At 48.9% G+C, this 16,549-nt stretch carries 14 protein-coding genes; 11 read left to right on the top strand and 3 right to left on the bottom strand.

All coding sequences use genetic code 11. The features are described from left to right. Positions 1 to 30: 30 nt before the first annotated feature. From Q8L79_RS00690 to Q8L79_RS00680, 3 genes are all read right to left on the bottom strand, one after another. Complete coding sequence (locus tag Q8L79_RS00690) at positions 31 to 246, bottom strand: type II toxin-antitoxin system HicB family antitoxin (protein ID WP_305267118.1); 216 nt, start codon at positions 244 to 246, stop codon at positions 31 to 33. 362 nt (positions 247 to 608) lie between these two features. Continuing rightward, on the bottom strand, positions 609 to 3,788 hold the full coding sequence (locus Q8L79_RS00685; protein ID WP_305267117.1) for a hypothetical protein: 3,180 nt from the start codon (positions 3,786 to 3,788) through the stop codon (positions 609 to 611). Positions 3,789 to 4,151: 363 nt separating this feature from the next. Further along, complete coding sequence (locus tag Q8L79_RS00680; RefSeq protein WP_305267116.1) at positions 4,152 to 5,390, bottom strand: nucleotidyltransferase family protein; 1,239 nt, start codon at positions 5,388 to 5,390, stop codon at positions 4,152 to 4,154. Between the two features lie 331 nt (positions 5,391 to 5,721). Between Q8L79_RS00680 and Q8L79_RS00675 the strand changes: the two genes are divergently transcribed. The 11 genes from Q8L79_RS00675 to Q8L79_RS00625 are packed head-to-tail and all read left to right on the top strand — an operon-like array spanning position 5,722 to position 16,549. Beyond that, positions 5,722 to 7,497, top strand: coding sequence for an ABC transporter ATP-binding protein (locus Q8L79_RS00675; RefSeq protein ID WP_305267115.1), 1,776 nt, complete (start codon positions 5,722 to 5,724; stop codon positions 7,495 to 7,497). After that, a complete protein-coding gene (locus tag Q8L79_RS00670) occupies positions 7,472 to 7,717 on the top strand; it encodes a hypothetical protein (RefSeq protein WP_305267114.1) in 246 nt (81 codons plus the stop codon). Before Q8L79_RS00675 ends, Q8L79_RS00670 begins: the two co-directional genes overlap by 26 nt. Next, entirely contained in the window at positions 7,707 to 9,200 is a 1,494-nt protein-coding gene (locus Q8L79_RS00665) for an oligosaccharide flippase family protein (RefSeq protein ID WP_305267113.1), read from the top strand. The genes Q8L79_RS00670 and Q8L79_RS00665 overlap by 11 nt, the downstream gene beginning before the upstream one ends. 15 nt (positions 9,201 to 9,215) lie before the next feature. Beyond that, a complete protein-coding gene (locus Q8L79_RS00660) occupies positions 9,216 to 10,019 on the top strand; it encodes an FkbM family methyltransferase (RefSeq protein WP_305267112.1) in 804 nt (267 codons plus the stop codon). Then, on the top strand, positions 10,019 to 10,726 hold the full coding sequence (locus Q8L79_RS00655) for an FkbM family methyltransferase (RefSeq protein WP_305267111.1): 708 nt from the start codon (positions 10,019 to 10,021) through the stop codon (positions 10,724 to 10,726). The genes Q8L79_RS00660 and Q8L79_RS00655 overlap by 1 nt, the downstream gene beginning before the upstream one ends. Continuing rightward, positions 10,726 to 11,670: an NAD-dependent epimerase/dehydratase family protein gene (locus Q8L79_RS00650; protein WP_305267109.1), complete on the top strand. Its 945-nt coding sequence runs from the start codon at positions 10,726 to 10,728 to the stop codon at positions 11,668 to 11,670. Before Q8L79_RS00655 ends, Q8L79_RS00650 begins: the two co-directional genes overlap by 1 nt. Positions 11,671 to 11,679: 9 nt before the next feature. Then, positions 11,680 to 12,960: a glycosyltransferase family 4 protein gene (locus tag Q8L79_RS00645; protein WP_305267108.1), complete on the top strand. Its 1,281-nt coding sequence runs from the start codon at positions 11,680 to 11,682 to the stop codon at positions 12,958 to 12,960. After that, a complete protein-coding gene (locus Q8L79_RS00640) occupies positions 12,957 to 14,258 on the top strand; it encodes a hypothetical protein (RefSeq protein WP_305267107.1) in 1,302 nt (433 codons plus the stop codon). Before Q8L79_RS00645 ends, Q8L79_RS00640 begins: the two co-directional genes overlap by 4 nt. Then, a complete protein-coding gene (locus tag Q8L79_RS00635; protein WP_305267106.1) occupies positions 14,255 to 15,052 on the top strand; it encodes a glycosyltransferase family 2 protein in 798 nt (265 codons plus the stop codon). Before Q8L79_RS00640 ends, Q8L79_RS00635 begins: the two co-directional genes overlap by 4 nt. Then, positions 15,049 to 16,128: a glycosyltransferase family 4 protein gene (locus Q8L79_RS00630; RefSeq protein ID WP_305267104.1), complete on the top strand. Its 1,080-nt coding sequence runs from the start codon at positions 15,049 to 15,051 to the stop codon at positions 16,126 to 16,128. The genes Q8L79_RS00635 and Q8L79_RS00630 overlap by 4 nt, the downstream gene beginning before the upstream one ends. Then, on the top strand, positions 16,121 to 16,549 hold the full coding sequence (locus Q8L79_RS00625) for a hypothetical protein (protein ID WP_305267103.1): 429 nt from the start codon (positions 16,121 to 16,123) through the stop codon (positions 16,547 to 16,549). Before Q8L79_RS00630 ends, Q8L79_RS00625 begins: the two co-directional genes overlap by 8 nt.

The raw sequence follows: 16,549 nt of genomic DNA, 5'->3' as shown, positions 1-16,549 counted from the left end.
ATTGGGCAACATCTTTTCGTTGCCCAACATTTAAGCATACATAAGCCGACGCCCCTTAGGTTCAGGAATCGGGTCGCCGAATTCTTTTGCCGTATCCAGCCAAAGCCCAATAGCCTCATTTACATTCGCCAGCGCTTCTTCTTGGGAGTTGCTATGCGCCATGCAGCCGGGAAGTTCCGGGACTTCGGCGATAAAAGCGTTATCTTCCTGGCTCCAATATAAAATGGTCTCGTATTTGTATGTCATATTTCATCCGCTAAATGGTACTTAATGATTATGAATCTGACTTGCCGAACCTGATATGGCTTCCGCGTATCCGCTCATCAAAGCCTAGACGAATCAATAAGCCCCGAAGATCATCGAATGGAATATCCGCATCTGAGAAGTCCCACGAAGAATTTTGTCGATTAATTTGGCGTATTTTTCCGTCGGAAAATACTAACTTAAAAAGCTAGGGTACACAAACAGCAGCCCTCTTAACATCTATCATTTTGTAATAGCGCGTCATACCGGCAGGGACTGCCGGTATCCAGAATACATGGATGTGTTCGGAACTTTGCCATCCCTGGCTTCTGGATTCCGGCAATCCCTGCCGGAATGACGTTTGATTACAACTGTTGGGTATTAAGTAACACATCCACCCGGCGGAATTGGCCTTGGCGTAGCGCTTCAGCGGTTTGGCCCTCCCAATGCTCACCTTCCACGGTTTGCATAACACCATCCCGCCCATGTAACAGATAGCGGCAGGGCTTTACGGCGGCGTCGCCGAAGGTGTCTTGGCGCTCGGGGTTGATATAGACCAACAAGGTTGCCCCCAATAAAGCGCAGGCTGCGCTGCCTTCTGGCAATGTTTCTTCAAAACCGAAGGGATTGGCGCATTGCTCGTCCGTTGAGAAGAATGTCTTCGACAAGACGGGCGCGGGTCTGAATAGCAACCTCCCTTCCTCGAACACAAAGGGACTAGCCCCCAGGAAAAGATGAGTCCAAAGATGCAAAAATTCTACCGTGGAACCCGAAAGACGAGCTACGCAGCCCCGTCCGTGTTGCCGCGGATCGATAGCGAAACCGCTGCTGACCAGGAAGCTGGAGTTTTCAACCGGGTTGCGTCCGTATTCCATCGGATCGCGAAAAGCCACCATCAGCTGTTCAATTTGGCCGTAAAACTCCTCGATTAACCCGGCCCGAACCATTTCCAGCACGAACTTGTAATGCATGTGCAGGAAGATGGAACCGTTTTCCAGCCAGCCGTAGTTGAAAACCCCGATCCGCCCCAAGTCCAGCGCATTTTCCCCCAATGGTTCATTGACGCGGTACATGCCCAACTTTTGGTCGAAGAGTTCGGAGTTGCGCGCCGCGTCGTAAAGCCGCCGGACTTCCGCCGGTTCGGCGATGCGCAGGGCATGGACGAAGCCTTCTAGAAACAGCGGTATCGGTTTTTGCTTGAAGCGGGTAACAGCGGCCTTGCCGTCCGCGATTTCCTGGTACTGCTCGGCTTCATAGGAAAAATAGGTGACGATACCTTCCGGCGTCCGGGCTTTGTCGATCGCAGCATCCAGATAGTTTGAAACCGTCGCCAGGAAGTTTTGCACTGTTGCAACAGGAAGGACTTGTTCGGCACCGTCAAAGCCCATGAACACCTTTTTCCGATAGGTTTCCTTTTGGGCTCCGCTTTCCTGCCAGAATAAATCGGGTGTCAGGTTGGGACGATTTAACAGCGCTTTCAATCCGGCTATAAAATCCGCCAGTTCAGCCGGCAGGGGAATGTTTCCATCGACATCGGCGAGTATTTTCAAGGTAAAGTCCACCAGCCGCTTGAGTTCGATGGTTTCATTGACCGAGGACCCGAAAATGCCGGGCAGGCCGTTCAAGGCATCGCACCAGCCTGGGCGGTCCGCCTCCATTTCTATGCCGACGCCGAACGGGTCCAGGGTGGACAGCTTGTTGGCGACCAGGGTGAGGATTTTTCCGAGCAGCGTGGTGTAGACGATCTCGCCGTGACCACCTTGCGAACGGGCTTGGTGACGGCGACGGGTACGGGAGTTTATCAGGGATTCCTTCTCGGGGCTGCCTTGCACCGCGCCGTATTGGCGAACGCCGTTGGGCGTCACCACGTATTTTTGGCGGCGCGGAACGACAAAATGGGTGGAATCAAAGAAGGTGTAGGTCTTTTCCCGGAACAAGCCGGGCAATCGATCCGGGAAAATCGCCGCGTAACTGATCAGCAAGTCCACCAAATAAGTCCAGTGATCCGACCAATAGCCCCGGTCGAATTCGGCATCTTCCACTTCCTGCGCTTGCGCCAAAATTTCCTTGATGATCGGTTCCGGGTTTTCGGCGCTTTGTAGCACTTGCCATAATTCCGCATATTTAAACTCACGGGACAGCAGTTGTTCCAGACCTGCAAACCGGGCGAAATGATGCGAAAGGGTTAGTGGAGCGTCCACGACAAAACGCGAGTTCCGCAACGAACAGGGATTGTAGCCGTCAGGCTGAACCAGATTGAAGAAATAGCGGATGTTTTTGGCATCCAGCGCAGGATCGAAGAACACGTCCATCCGGCGGTTTTGCAGCACGTCGCGAAAATCGCCGTTGCCTTCGGAAAACGGCGTATCCTGCAACAGAAAATCGTTGTAATCCCGTTCCAGATCGCCGTGTTTGCGGCCGAACAAATATAATTGCGCACCGCCCGGCACTTCTCTGGGAAAGCCGCCGCGCAAACCGTTGTCCAGATAACATTGCCGGGCATGGGCATCGAACAGCGGCTTGGCCGTCGCGGTAAATATTCGTTGCGTGATGCCTTCAACCAGTTGGCGATTCACCTCTCGCTTGGTTTCAAAGTAATCTTTTTTGTCCGCTTCCGCTATGAATTGCTCAAACACCGACTGAGATTCGGCGTGGCCGTAAAAGCCGTAAAAGATTTGGCTTTGTCCCGGCTGGAGTTCGACGGCCAACGCCTGGAAAGCCGCCGGCGTTTGGTTGCCCGCCACTTGATTAGCGAAATCCAGACTATCACTGGCAAAAAACCGTTCCGGTCTGGAAAAATCTCCCGCCAAGCCGAAAATCCTCTCCGCGTCCACCAGTACGCGGGTGCGTCCGCCATTCAAAAAACCGGCGAAAAAATTGCATGCAATAACCGGCTCCACTTGTGGGCTATCGCTGGGCCATACTTTCAGCCGGTAAAAAGGCAAGTTTTCCGTCACCCCCTCGACCCGCATGAAAGCTTCCGAGGTTCGGCTCATGAATTTCACAACCCATTGATTGAGAGCATAAGGAAGCACTTGCGGCAAGCCGTCGACGATCTCTATTTTTTTAGTCTGCCCGGAGGTATTGACGATCTCGACACGCCGCAGCAAACCGGCCACCGGAGCTTCGGGCAACGTGAACATATCGGCGCGAATGCTGAATCCCAGGTGCGGATTAATCTCTTCCACACCGACTTCATGAGGCGTGACGTAAAGGCGTTGCTTGACCTCCGGCCCCGCCCCCCGCTGGAAAGGCTCGTGTGTCAGGGATTGATCGCCATCGGCAATCTTCAGGAAAGTCCTAAAACCCCGGGATGGCGTCAGTTGATAAGCTTTGTCGGCAGGAAAAAACTCTAAAAAAGCTCCGTCTTTGTTGCGTACCCCAAAACTGGCTACGGCCTGGCCCCGGTTGACATAAAATACCCAAGTCGGGCGACCCAGGGTACCGGCGATACCGGGCAAAAAACTGGCGAAAGGAGCAAGGTCGTTGTACTGATCAATGACGAAGCGATTATCACCATTTAGGGAATAGTAATTTTGATTCACGGGGTTGCACCACTTGAGTTGGATATTGAGTCGGCAGTTTTAAGCGTAAAGCAACGCCTAAATTTAGGTTAAAATTTAAGATGATTTATTTGCTTGGGCTAAACGTGATCAACCCGTTTCAAAGCGAATATGCAAACTTTGACGGTCTTGAAATTCCAACTGTTTTCTGAAAAAACCGAAAATCTGACTGTTTAAAGTATATCTATTGAAAGCTTTATCCGCTGCAAAGTACACTCGTTTTATTTTATGCGAAAAAAGTGCATATTGGTCCTTTCCACCTTATTTTTAATAAACGCTTGCCGGCAAATCCAACTGGAAAAGCCGAGGCTTACTTATAGTGATCGACGATTTACTTACAGTCTATTAACGTTCTGGGACTATTGGCCGCGCGCCCATGGTTTTCAGCTTACACGCTTGCCGGATTTGGACTTGGCGTATGCTCCATAATATCGGACGTAGCGGAAAATAGAGCATGTGCAGCCAGGAGGGGAGTTTGAGCAGCCGATAATCACTGGCGTTCGGGTAAAAAATCGTTGCAAAATACCATAATAGGATATTTATTTTACGTGTTCCTAATATATGGTTTACCCACGCATCCGTATGAGTTTGCTGCTCCATCCACAAATCAGGATCCTGTTGAAATGTACAAATTGCCCTCCAGCTGGATGGACTAATGCTGAATCCGAATCCGCTTTTAATTGCCGGGCTCAAGTCTAAGCCACAATATTGCTGAGCCATCAACAGTCCCTGCTGTACTGCCAACCCGGCACCTAACTGGTCAGCGCGTTGCCAGAGCTGTGACCAGTCCAAGTCATGCGTATCCAATAAATTAGGCAGGTCGAAAAGCCATTTCAAGCGTCCCCATTTATGTTTGGCGCCGTGTAAGCACAGGTAAATAAGCAAGTCTTCATTATTCAAACCAAGTATACCGAGATTTGACTTTTTCGATAATGTCGAGGATCGCCAGTCGTCAATCGGAAATTCAAATGGGCTATGCATGGCTCTCCAGTGTAACTCCATATGCGGGAACCTTTTTCTGATCAAAGTCCAATCATGGTGACTTCGCAGCAAAATCTTTCTATTTAATGCAGAAAAAATTTCAGGTTGATCAAGGCTCCATCCCTGTGCTTTTAATATTGTTATCGCTTCTCCAAGTTGCTCCGGATCGACCAGAATATCGATATCGCCGACATGCCGGACGGCCAGATCGCCATAAGCGCGGGCGGCAACATCGAGCCCTTTCATTACAATTAAGCGAAGGCCTTGACCGGCACGCAGCAATTCGTGCGTCGCTTGCAATGCTTGCAATGCGCGATACCTATTGCGTTTATGCTGCTCAGCCAGTTTGTCCAGCAACTCGGCCGAAAACGTGCCGACCGGATGGCAGCGTAAATTGCAGTGCAGCAATGGCGAAATCTTGTGCCTGATACCAAGCTCCAGCACCTTGGCCGTATCCAGCCCGACGGCAGCCAATTCCTGCTGACGCAGAAAATGTGCCTCGCTCGGTTTGGGGCGGCAGCAGGTGAGCACCAGCTCAAATTCAGGCCCTTGCTCAGCAGGATCCAACGGGCATTCAAAGATACGATGGTAATGGGAAATCATGAACAGAATTCAGGTAAATTGGACATTCCAATAGCAGTATAACATCCCGGGATGCCCGACAGCTCGGCTATGTCCGGGCAGCGCATGTTGCAAGTTGCTATTTATTAAGCTTATGATGTGACGCCCCAAAGCACAGTTGAATGATTTCATGTCTTATTGTAACCCACCGTATCAGATCGATGTTGCCTGTCTATTTGCAACGCCTGCCCCTATGTCTAATATTTAGACTGATGCGCATAGTCGTTAAATATAAGTATCTACACAACCTTTCTGCATTATCGATGCAGAAAGGTTGTGTAGATACTTATGCCTCAAGGGAGAAGGGGCCGGTATGAAACATTTTTCCATTTCCCAAGCTGCCATTCCCTTTTTTCATCTGTTAGCTAACGAACCGCATCGACCGATGTTGCTGGTTTTTAGCTGCATGTTGCTGGGCAGTTTGAGCGAGGGTTTCGGGATCACGCTCCTGGTGCCCCTGCTTGAGTTATTGCAAGATAGCGTCACGCCAACTACAGGCATAGCTACGCAGTTCGGCCGTTTTTTTGAATGGACGGGCATACCTTATCAGAGCGTTAGTGTGCTGCTGCTTTTCCTGTTCTTGCAGGCGCTGAGAATCGTTTTACAGAGCAGTCGTGAAGTGATATCCAACCGTTTTCAGTTCGATCTGGTCGACCGGCTGCGCAAACGTTGCTTCATGGCGGTACTGCGTAGCGAATGGTATTGGCTGTCGCAACGCAATAACGCGGAGTACGCCAATTTATTGCTGACCGACATCAACCGCGTTGGCGTCGGAGTCAATTTTTTCTTACAGCTATGCAGCGGATCGGCATTAATGCTGGCTTATTCGCTGGCGGCATTGTGGCTGTCCTGGCCGATCGCGCTGCTAGTGCTGGCGTTGGGACTGATATTCGTCCTGGCCGAAAACGGTTTGCGGCGCGAGGCTTTATTGCTGGGCAACCATATCGGCCAGACCTCGCACAGCTTGCATAGCGTCGTACAGGAAAGCTTGACAGGCATGAAATTAGCCAAAATCCTTGGCAATGAAGAACGCCACTTATATAAATTCCAGCAATCGATGCAGGCATTCCGGCTGCACCAGTTGGATTTCCAGCGCAGCTCCAGCCGTTCAAGGGCCAGAATGCAGTTGGGCAGCGTGGTTATTCTGGTTGTCCTGCTCTACGTCGGCATTGCAGTCTGGCGCTTGCCGATAGCCGAGCTGGCTACCTTGATTTTTGTTTTTGCCCGGCTGATGCCGTTAGGCTCGCAACTGCAACAACAACTGCACCATTGGCTGCATACCTTGCCGGCATTAACAACCGCCAACCGCTTGCTGGCCGAATGCCGTAGTGCTGCCGAACCGGCTGGCGACGTGTCCCTGCCACCTTTGTGCCTGCAACACGATTTAACATTGAACTTGGTGAGTTTTATCTATCCCGGCCGAGAACACCATGCTTTGAGCGAAATCAACCTTCGCCTTCCTGCCAAATCGACAACCGCCATTATCGGCGCATCCGGGGCCGGTAAAAGTACGCTGGCTGACGTGTTGATGGGACTGCTGCGGCCGGATACGGGCAGCATCTGCATCGACGGGAAAATACTGGATGACGCTGAACGATTGCGTTGGCGGCGATCGGTCGCGTATGTGCCGCAGGAAACTATTCTGTTTAACGACTCGATCAGGGCAAACCTGCTTTGGGCCATGCCTCACGCTACAGATGACGAGCACTGGCAAGCGCTGGATAAAGCAGCCGCCGATTTTGTGCGCCAGCTGCCTCATGGCCTGGATACCATCGTTGGAGATCAAGGGCTGCGCCTTTCCGGCGGCGAACGCCAGCGTATCGCACTGGCCCGAGCTTTACTGGGAAAACCGTCGCTGCTGATTCTGGATGAAGCGACCAGCGCGCTGGACATGGACAATGAAGAACGCATCCGCCAGGCCATCGTTAATCTGCACGGCGACCTGACAGTTGTCGCAATCGGGCATCGGATGGCGACTTTGCAGCATGCCGACCAAGTGTTGGTGATGGAGGCCGGAAATATTGTTGTACAAGGTAGCTGGAGTGATGTGCAGGAAAGTCATTATGCGCATAGCCTATTTGCGGCATAGCGTCGCCGGGATAGCCGCGATGATGGAGAGTCTTATCTTAATGTGCGGCTTGGCGGCGATATTCGCTTACCATCGTCTCAACGGCGAAATTTACAATTACCGGGAGCTGCGCGAGCGCCTGCAAACAAGAGGTCATCAGTTTTGTTCCGATTCGGATACCGGCATTTTGCTCTACGCCCGGCGCGAATTGACAGTTTTGTTCATAAAAAATGAATGGTAACCGCTTAACCCGAAATGCCATCATGGCGGTTGCTCAAGTGGTAGTCTCCGGGGGCGTTCTGTTCCTGTTGTACCGCTACTTGTTGAGGACGATCGGATCCGAACAGGTGGGTATCTGGGCTATTGTGTTGGCTACTGTATCGGCTTCAAGAATCAGCGAGATGGGGTTTACCGGAAGCGCTGTGAAATACACGGCTAAATACATCGCGCGTGGCGACAAAAATAAAGCCTCGGAAGTTATCCAGACAACAGCCGTTACCATCGGTGTTGTTTTGGCTTGCGTTCTTGCGGGGGGCTATCCGCTTATTACATGGATGATGGGCAAATTAATTCCGCTTCAGCATATTTCGGATGCGCTCGCAATTCTCCCCTATGCGTTGGTGTCGGTGTGGATTGGGACAGTTGCCAGTGTGTTTCTTTCCGGCCTGGACGGCTGTCAACGCATCGATTTGCGTGTGCTGGTGTCGATGTTGGCGACTGTGCTTCTTTGGCTGCTTACGTTGATATTTGTTCCAGCGCATGGATTAGTCGGCTTGGCTTGGGCGCAGATCGGGCAGGGGCTGTTGATGTTGTTCGGGAGCTGGGTATTACTTAGGCGTGAGCTTCCTTCATTGCCGGTAGTGGTTTGTACTTGGCGTTTATCACTCTTTGAGGAGATGTTCCGGTACGGATTTAATTTCCAGCTTATTTCTATTTTTGGCATGTTGGTTGATCCTACAACCAAGATGCTGATGACGAAATTCGGCGGATTGTCCACGGTCGCTTACTATGAGATGGCAAATCGGATGGTCACGCAGTTCCGCTCGCTGTTGGTTTCTGCCAATCAGGTGATGGTTCCGCACATCGCCAATCTTCACGAAAATGCACCCGAAGAAATTTCTAAAATATACTTGGATTCTTACCGGGTCATATTTTTTCTCTCACTGCCGCTCTATGCCGGTGTAGCGGCCGTTGCACCATTAGCCAGCGAGCTCTGGATCGGGCATTATGAGCAGAGTTTCGTTATTTATGCCGCTCTTATATCCATGGCATATTGGTTCAATACGCTTAGTGGGCCCGCTTACTTCATTAACCTAGGCACGGGCTTATTGCGTTGGAATACGTTGGAATACGTTGTTATGGCTCCTTTGAATCTTGCGTTAGGCTATTTTTTGGGGGCCTTTTTAGGCGGCGAGGGCGTTGCCTTTGGATACCTGTTGGCATTGGTGATCGGCAGCGGTTTTGTCATTTTTGGCTATCATCGTGATTATCACATACCGCTAGTAGAACTATTACCGCGCGAAAGTAGGCAATTATGCGTTGCCTGTTGCATTGGCTTGATGGCAGGATGGGCTTCATTCTACTTATTAAAGCTGGAGGGGGGGGCTGTTGCAAAAGCAGGGCTGAGCTTGATTATGTGTATCGCTGCTATAGCCCCCTCGGTTTGGATGCATCCTTTGAGCAAGGTAATCGGCTGTCGGCTTACGGTTGCGTTCCGTTTCTAAATTCAGAAGAGAGATATGTTTCGATTTTTACAACACTATGCTCATGCGATAGATCTGCGCTTCAGTTTGATTTGCGAGTTAGAACGCGCTGTTCGCTCGGGAAAAACCATTCCAAAGCGAATCATACCCCGGGTTCTGAAATGCCCGCACAGCTATGACGACAAAATTCTCTTGTTAAGACTGCTTGATCCCCGCGAGAATAATCTGTTGATAGATGTCGGTGGAAATACAGGGTACTGGTGCGAGTCTTTTTTGGAGTTCTTTCCCAACACCCGTGTTGTTGCATTCGAACCTTTGCGGCAAGAATTCGAGGAGTACAAGCAGCGTTTCCAGAAAACCGATAACGTTGAAGTCCATAACGTCGGCTTGTCAAATAAAAAAGAACAGGTGGAGATTCACGTTGCCGAACGTTCTGCGCATTCATCGTTATATGATTACGTAGCGACACAGCCCGCATTGCAAGTTAAGGTTGAAGGAACTCAAAACGCCTATCTCGATACATTGGACAGTTTCGGGCTTGGAACGAGACCGGCCACCAGAAAATTCTTGAAAATTGACGTTCAAGGCCATGAGTTGAGTGTGCTTCACGGCGCGGTTAGTACTTTGCCGGACATTGATGTTTTGCTCGTCGAATGTTCTTTTCTGGCGGAATACGAGAATATTTCTCCATCATTTGCGCATGTGGCCGGGTTTTTGACTGACTTTGATCTTTATCCCGTTATGTTCAGGAATTACGGAGTGTCATTGGGTCCCCATGCTTGGGAGCGAGACGTGATTTTTTGCAAGAAATCGTTACTTAACAATATTTGGAGCTGGTAATGGAATTGCTTAGCGTATGCGGTCATACATTTGTAAAAGAGTTTTTAGGCGCAACCCCGTCAGTTGTCGATTGTGGCGCAAATTATGGCGCATTTTCAACTTGTCTGGCTAAAGAACACTTGGCTACAGTCTATGGTTTTGAGCCTGACCCACGGCTTTTTCCAATGTTGCCTGAACTGGAAAATGTGACTTTTTTTAATTCGGCTGTCTCCGGTTCAGGGGCAAACCTGATTCTGAATTTGGGCGAAGAAAAGTGCAGTTCCGCCTACTTTTCCGAGGAGGCCGGGCAAACCGCCGTGACAGTCAAGTCCACGAAACTGAATGATTTTTGTAGTAAAAAAAAATTAAACAAAATTGACCTGTTAAAACTCGACATCGAGGGGGCGGAAATAGAGGTGCTGGAAAAACTGCCGCCTGAGTTTCTTGCCACGGTAGGACAAATAACCGTTGAATTCCATGACTTCCTGGATAAGGCTGAAGTGCCGCGAATTCAGGATGTTGTGCGGAGAATACAGGAGTATGGATTTTATTTTGTAAAGCTCTCTCACTATGACTATTCGGATTGCCTTTTCATTAACACCAAAGTTCACGCTGTGAATTCGGCTGTTAAAATCGATCTTCTTTTTAAGAAATATTACATTGGTGTTAAAAGAATATTAAAGCGCCATAGCAAGACTGATAAATTAGACAGCGGGAAGCGTCGGTAATGATCAGTCCGCTAAAGTGTGTCGTTCTAGGAGGCGGAGGCTTCATCGGCTCTCATGTTGTTGACGCCTTAGTCGGGCAAGGCCACAGCGTTCGGGTGTTCGAGCGGCAGAATGTTAATACTCGAAATATTGCGCATGTATTGGGCCGCATTGAGCTAATGCATGGGGATTTCTTAAACGAAAATGATCTATGTCGGGCCCTGGCCGGGATGGATGTTGTTGTTCATCTGGTAACTACGACGTTGCCCAAGTCATCAAATGACAATGTGGTCTACGATATTGAGACCAATGTCATAGGAACCATAAGGCTGCTGAACCTCGTCAAACAGGTTGGGATACGTAAGATCATCTTCGCCTCATCAGGCGGCACAGTATACGGCGCACCGCAATTTCAGCCTATCGCCGAGACGCATCCGACGACCCCAATCTGCTCGCATGGAATTGCCAAGTTAACGACTGAAAAATATTTGCACCTCTACCATCACCTTTATGGCTTAGATTACACCGTCCTGCGTTTCGCCAATCCGTATGGCAGCAGGCAAGACCCGATGTCCGGCCAAGGCGCTGTAACTGTCTTCTTATGGCAAATTCTGAAAGGGGAACCCATATCAATTTGGGGCGATGGCACAGTTGCAAGGGATTACTTTTACATTAGCGATCTGGTTTCAGCGGTATTGGCTGCGATTGAAAAAGATACGCCCTTGAGAATCTATAATATTGGCAGCGGAGTTCCACATACCTTGAATGAGCTGTTAAGCGTCATACAAACGATAACCGGCAGGACACCGATTGTCCGGTATTCGGCTGCGCGCAAGCTGGATGTGCCTTTCAATTCTCTCGATATTTCCCGAGCCCGGAGAGAGCTCTTATGGCAGCCGCAGGTTCCTCTTAAAGAGGGTTTAGTTAAAACATGGGAATGGCTGCAACAACGTAAGGCCGGTTAAAATAGTGTTATGATTATTGTATCAAACGGACATCATAAATTTATCACCGGCATGGCGGCGGCCGAGGCCTATAAGAATAATGTGTTGGCAGGATTTATTACGGCCGGTTACCCAACACCAAAACTTAGGCGATTGATTATAGGGTTAAAATTGGACAGGTATGCGCCGATTAAACGGTTATTACAACGCCAGGAAAACCTGCCGGATGTCTTTGTCCACTCTTTATGGCTCTCAGAGTTAATTTATGGCATTACCCGTATTATTGCCAGACGAGTGCCGCATTTTGAGGCCGACTATGGCTTCCAATTCTATGCATGGCAGGCCGAGTCTATTGTCCGCAATTTACCGGGCAGGATTTATCACTATCGTTCCGGATATGGTCGCGATTCTGTGCAAATTGCCAAACAAAAAGGCATGGTTGCTCTTTGCGATCACTCGATTGCACACCCGGCAGCATTGGAGTACCTCATTTTAAATGGCGGGAAACTGCCGCCGCTCGGGCAGGATGGACCTATCAACAGGTTGTGGCGTAACATTCTCAAAGATACGGACCAAGCAGATTATCTGCTTGTGAATTCGGATTTCGTTAAAGAAACTTTTATTCATTTTGGCTACGATGCAAGCCGGATTTTAGTTCTGTATACCGGTATCGATGATCGATTCTTGTCTTTGATTCCGCCGCGCTCTTATCCATCTTTCACAGGGCGACCCATCAGGCTTTTGTTCGCAGGCGATATGGGAGCCAGGAAAGGAGGACGAATTTTATTGGAAGCACTTATGCGCATCCGTGATTTGTCTTGGCAATTTGAGGCGATTGGTTCCATCGATCCGAGCTTGCGAAATGATTTCCCTGATTTTTTTACAGATGAACGTGTTACGGTGACCGGCCATTTGCCATGGGATGAACTTGCTGAGCATATGAATATGGCTGATATTTTTGTGTTTCCATCATTAGCGGAAGGATCGGCACGGATTGTTTTTATGGCTATGGCGTGCGGATGCTACGTGATTACCACGCCAAACAGCGGTTCCGTTGTTCAGGATGAAATACATGGAAAAATTGTCGCGCCGGGCGATGTGGATGCGTTGGAAGCTGCGCTTAGAGAAAGCTTTCTGAACCAGGATATGATTCCTGCTGTCGGGCGCAGGAACGCGAATTTGATTAAATCACGCTATACACAGAGTCATTATGGAAATGGTTTAATGACGATCTACAAGATGCTTATGGAGCCTCCAGCATATCTTGCTTCTGTAGAGAAAGAAGCACACAGTAAAAAAATTGAATTATGAATCCAGAAAAATTGACTGAACCTTTTGTTACACCGGCGGTTTGGAAGCAGTCGGGAACCCGGTCTTCACGCTCAGACTTCTTTGGGAATGCTTTCGCATGCGTCATTCCAATGCTGATGTTCGTAGAAATGGATCTCGTTGGCCGCTTGTTTCTGTCCGAGATTCTGCTTCTATGCATGTTACCGTTTTTGTTGTGGACACGTGGGCGTTTATTGCTGGCTCCTTTGCCGAGGAAACTTATGTTGCTCGGGGGGGCATGGCTGTTGGCCCAGATGGTGACTGATGTTATTAGGGACGCGCCACTTGAGGATTGGAGCAGGGGATGGTCGAAGATTGCTTTTCTGCTGTTGAATTTTTCGGCTATTTATTTATATCTCAATGGAAAAGAAAAGCGGTTCTTCTGGTTTGCAGTAGGAATCGCTTTAGGGCAAATACTGGCTTATTTTCTTAATCCTAATGTTTTTGTAGAAAACTACCCTTGGAAATTCGGGTATGGTATGGCAATCACGTTTCTTGTCGTGCTGGTTTCGCAAATCAAGGTTCTCGAAAAAAAGAAATTATTCCAATCTTTTATCATTCTGGGTATGGGAATATTAAATTTTTATTTGGATTTCCGCTCGCTTGGATTGGTTTGTTTGCTGACAGGAGGGTTTTTATTGGTTAGGAAATCGAATGGATTTGATTTCAGAAAACTGAAACGGAGTGAGGTCGCGATGCTGATTTTATTGGGCGGGGTTGCACTTTATGGCATTACCGCACTTTACGGTTATACCGTGAATGCAGGCTGGTTCGGTGAGGAGGTGCGCGATAAGTATCTGCTGCAATCCTCTGGAGATATGGGAATTATGGTGGGGGGGCGTTCTGAAATTCTGGCATCGGGTCAAGCGGTGATCGATTCCCCGATCATCGGTCATGGCTCATGGGCGAAGGATCAGAAATATGCTGATATTATGGCGTACGGCCTACTCCAGCATGGATATCAGTTTCAAGGGATGAGCGAAAGCGATTTGATCCCATCCCATTCGTACATGATGGGAGCTTGGGTGGAAGCGGGTTTTGTCGGAGCGATTTTCTGGTTTTGGGGGCTAATGCTCATCGTGCGCACTCTGATTGCGACGTATGGCGCAAATTCAAGCTTGGTACCGCTGATAGCATTTGTAGCGTTTAACTTGCTGTGGAATATTCTGTTCTCGCCTTTCGGGGCTGAAGGTCGTTTGTACGCGGCGTACGATTTATCTCTGATGATATTTGCCTTGACCCTATCGATACGTTCAATAAAAACAAAGAGATTAGTGTGAAGATTTCAATCGTTACCATCTCATACAATCAGGTTCAGTTTCTGGAGCGGGCGATTTGTTCAATCATTCAGCAGGATTACGATGACTTGGAATATATCGTGGTTGATCCGGGATCGACCGATGGAAGCCGCGACATTATCGAGCGCAATCGAGCTAAAATGGCCAAAGTCATATATGAACCGGATCGTGGGCCGGCGGATGGTTTGAACAAGGGCTTTTCGCATGCGAGCGGAGACATTCTCGGCTTTATCAATGCAGACGATGCACTTCTTCCGGGGGCGTTAAGGAAGGTTGCGGACTATTTCGAAAGAAATCCGCAAGCTGACGTAGTCTGCGGCAGCGGATTTAAAGTAGATGCCGTTGATAGGGTAATTAAAAGGATGATGCCTACCCGGTTTTCAAAAAGATTGTTCATTTACGGGGCTGTGACGCTTTTTCAGCAGGGTGTCTTTTTCAGGAAAAGTGCTTTTGTGGAGACGAGAGGCTTCAATAAAGATAATCGGACTTGCTGGGATGGGGAATTGCTGCTCGACATGGCGATTAATGGTCGAAAATTTGGCGTTCTTTACGAGGATGTCGCCACTTTCAGGATTCATGAGACATCAATCAGCGGTTCCGGGCGGTTGGTCGAGTTATACAGAAATGATTGCAATCGTCTGTTCATGAAGGCGATGAGGCGTGAAATGAATGTACTGGATAGACTGCTGATACCTATCTATCGGCTGGAGAAATGGCTTATAAATCCGCAAGCGACCTTGGCGCGCATCATCTGGGCAGTAGGTGGAGGAAAGTGAGAATCGCTGTATTGTGGACCGGATTGTCAGGCTACCTGAATGCCTGTCTCAAATCGTTGGCCGCAACCGAAGGGGTCGAGTTGTTTGTGGTGAATATGTATTCTGTAAAGGAGGCGCCTTTTGCGGAAGCTATTTTTTCCTGGATAGAAAACCGTTATCAGTGGGCGGATGAGGTTGATATCGGTGAATTGATTCCCCGTCTTGAGCAGTTTCAGCCTGATGTGATTCTTTGCGCCAACTGGCATAAAAAAGGGTACCGAAAGACCCTGAAACACTTCAAGGGACGATCCGTCCGAATATTTACTTCGGACAGGCCTTGGTTGGGAACGCCCAAGCAATGGTTGGGCGTTATTACATCGCGGTTATATCTTCACCCGATTTGCGAAGCCATTTTTGTTGCTGGAGAGAGGCAGGCGATTTTTGCACGAAAAATGGGCTTTAAACAACAGAATATATTACGAGGCCTATTAAGTTGCGATCACGAAAAATTTTCAGCAATTTATTACGAACGGAAAAAGTTATTATCAGAGCCGCGCACATTTGTTTATGTTGGCAGGTTTTCTCCTGAAAAAGGGCTGGATGTTTTAGTTCAGGCGTATGGGCTATACCGAAGCATGTGTGCCGATCCTTGGCCGCTGAAATGTTATGGCGACGGGCCATTGAGCGGTCTGCTGGAAGATGTGAATGGCATAGAGCGAAAGGGTTTTTGTCAGCCTGACGATTTACCCAATCAGTTTATGGAGGCGAACTGCCTGATTTTGCCAAGCACTTATGACGGATGGGCTATCGTAGTCCATGAGGCCGCTGCTGCGGGGATGGGCCTGATTGTTTCCGATGCAGTGGGGGCTTCCGTTCATCTTGTTCAGGATGGCTATAACGGCTATATCGTCGAAACCGGGGATGTCGATGAGCTGGCGCAGGCCATGCTGTGCTATGCCTCGTTGAGCCGCAATGAACGGAAGAAAATGGGTGAAAACGGCTATCGGATGTCTTTGCAGTTTACGCCGGAACAGTGGACGAACACGTTGGTATGGAAGTCGAAGTTGATGTTGGCAACGCTGAGGGGAAATGATTGATGGCAATATTGAATACGCTGCGCTTTATTCCGGATCATTCCCTGAATGCCAATCGAAAATTGGTCTCGCTGATGCGCTGCACCGAAATTTAAACGGGATAACAATGGACGAAAGACTCAATCGAATAGCTACTCTGGCATATGATACGGAAGCCGGCATCAAATATGTCGATGGTGCGCCGCATGTTAAGTGCGGCATATTGAGAAAGTTTTACGGCTTGGTTGGGCAGGTTTTCGACAATGCTAAAAAGCACACGCAGACTTCCACGGTCTTGGATTTTGGCGTTGGCGAAATGTTGGAAGTGCGGTGTGAAGATTTCAGCGGCATTATCGTTAACCAAGGTAGTTTGTTTCAGCCCATAGGCTTTATATTGAGTATGAAAAATACTTTTGCCGTCATTGCTAAAAAACGCTCGATCTGA

Source organism: Methylobacter sp. (assembly GCF_030680395.1).
Taxonomy (GTDB): Bacteria; Pseudomonadota; Gammaproteobacteria; order Methylococcales; family Methylomonadaceae; genus Methylobacter_A.
Note: the sequence above shows the minus strand (reverse complement) of the source record. Positions and strands in the feature narration are given on the sequence as shown.

Bases quoted from the DNA above. Each gene is read 5' to 3' on its own strand.
- Q8L79_RS00690 (WP_305267118.1), bottom strand. From the start codon at position 246: ATGACATACAAATACGAGACCATTTTATATTGGAGCCAGGAAGATAAC.
- Q8L79_RS00675 (WP_305267115.1), top strand. From the start codon at position 5,722: ATGAAACATTTTTCCATTTCCCAAGCTGCCATTCCCTTTTTTCATCTG.
- Q8L79_RS00640 (WP_305267107.1), top strand. From the start codon at position 12,957: ATGAATCCAGAAAAATTGACTGAACCTTTTGTTACACCGGCGGTTTGG.
- Q8L79_RS00670 (WP_305267114.1), top strand. From the start codon at position 7,472: ATGCGCATAGCCTATTTGCGGCATAGCGTCGCCGGGATAGCCGCGATG.
- Q8L79_RS00680 (WP_305267116.1), bottom strand. From the start codon at position 5,390: ATGATTTCCCATTACCATCGTATCTTTGAATGCCCGTTGGATCCTGCT.
- Q8L79_RS00650 (WP_305267109.1), top strand. From the start codon at position 10,726: ATGATCAGTCCGCTAAAGTGTGTCGTTCTAGGAGGCGGAGGCTTCATC.
- Q8L79_RS00625 (WP_305267103.1), top strand. From the start codon at position 16,121: ATGATTGATGGCAATATTGAATACGCTGCGCTTTATTCCGGATCATTC.
- Q8L79_RS00645 (WP_305267108.1), top strand. From the start codon at position 11,680: ATGATTATTGTATCAAACGGACATCATAAATTTATCACCGGCATGGCG.
- Q8L79_RS00655 (WP_305267111.1), top strand. From the start codon at position 10,019: ATGGAATTGCTTAGCGTATGCGGTCATACATTTGTAAAAGAGTTTTTA.
- Q8L79_RS00660 (WP_305267112.1), top strand. From the start codon at position 9,216: ATGTTTCGATTTTTACAACACTATGCTCATGCGATAGATCTGCGCTTC.
- Q8L79_RS00665 (WP_305267113.1), top strand. From the start codon at position 7,707: ATGAATGGTAACCGCTTAACCCGAAATGCCATCATGGCGGTTGCTCAA.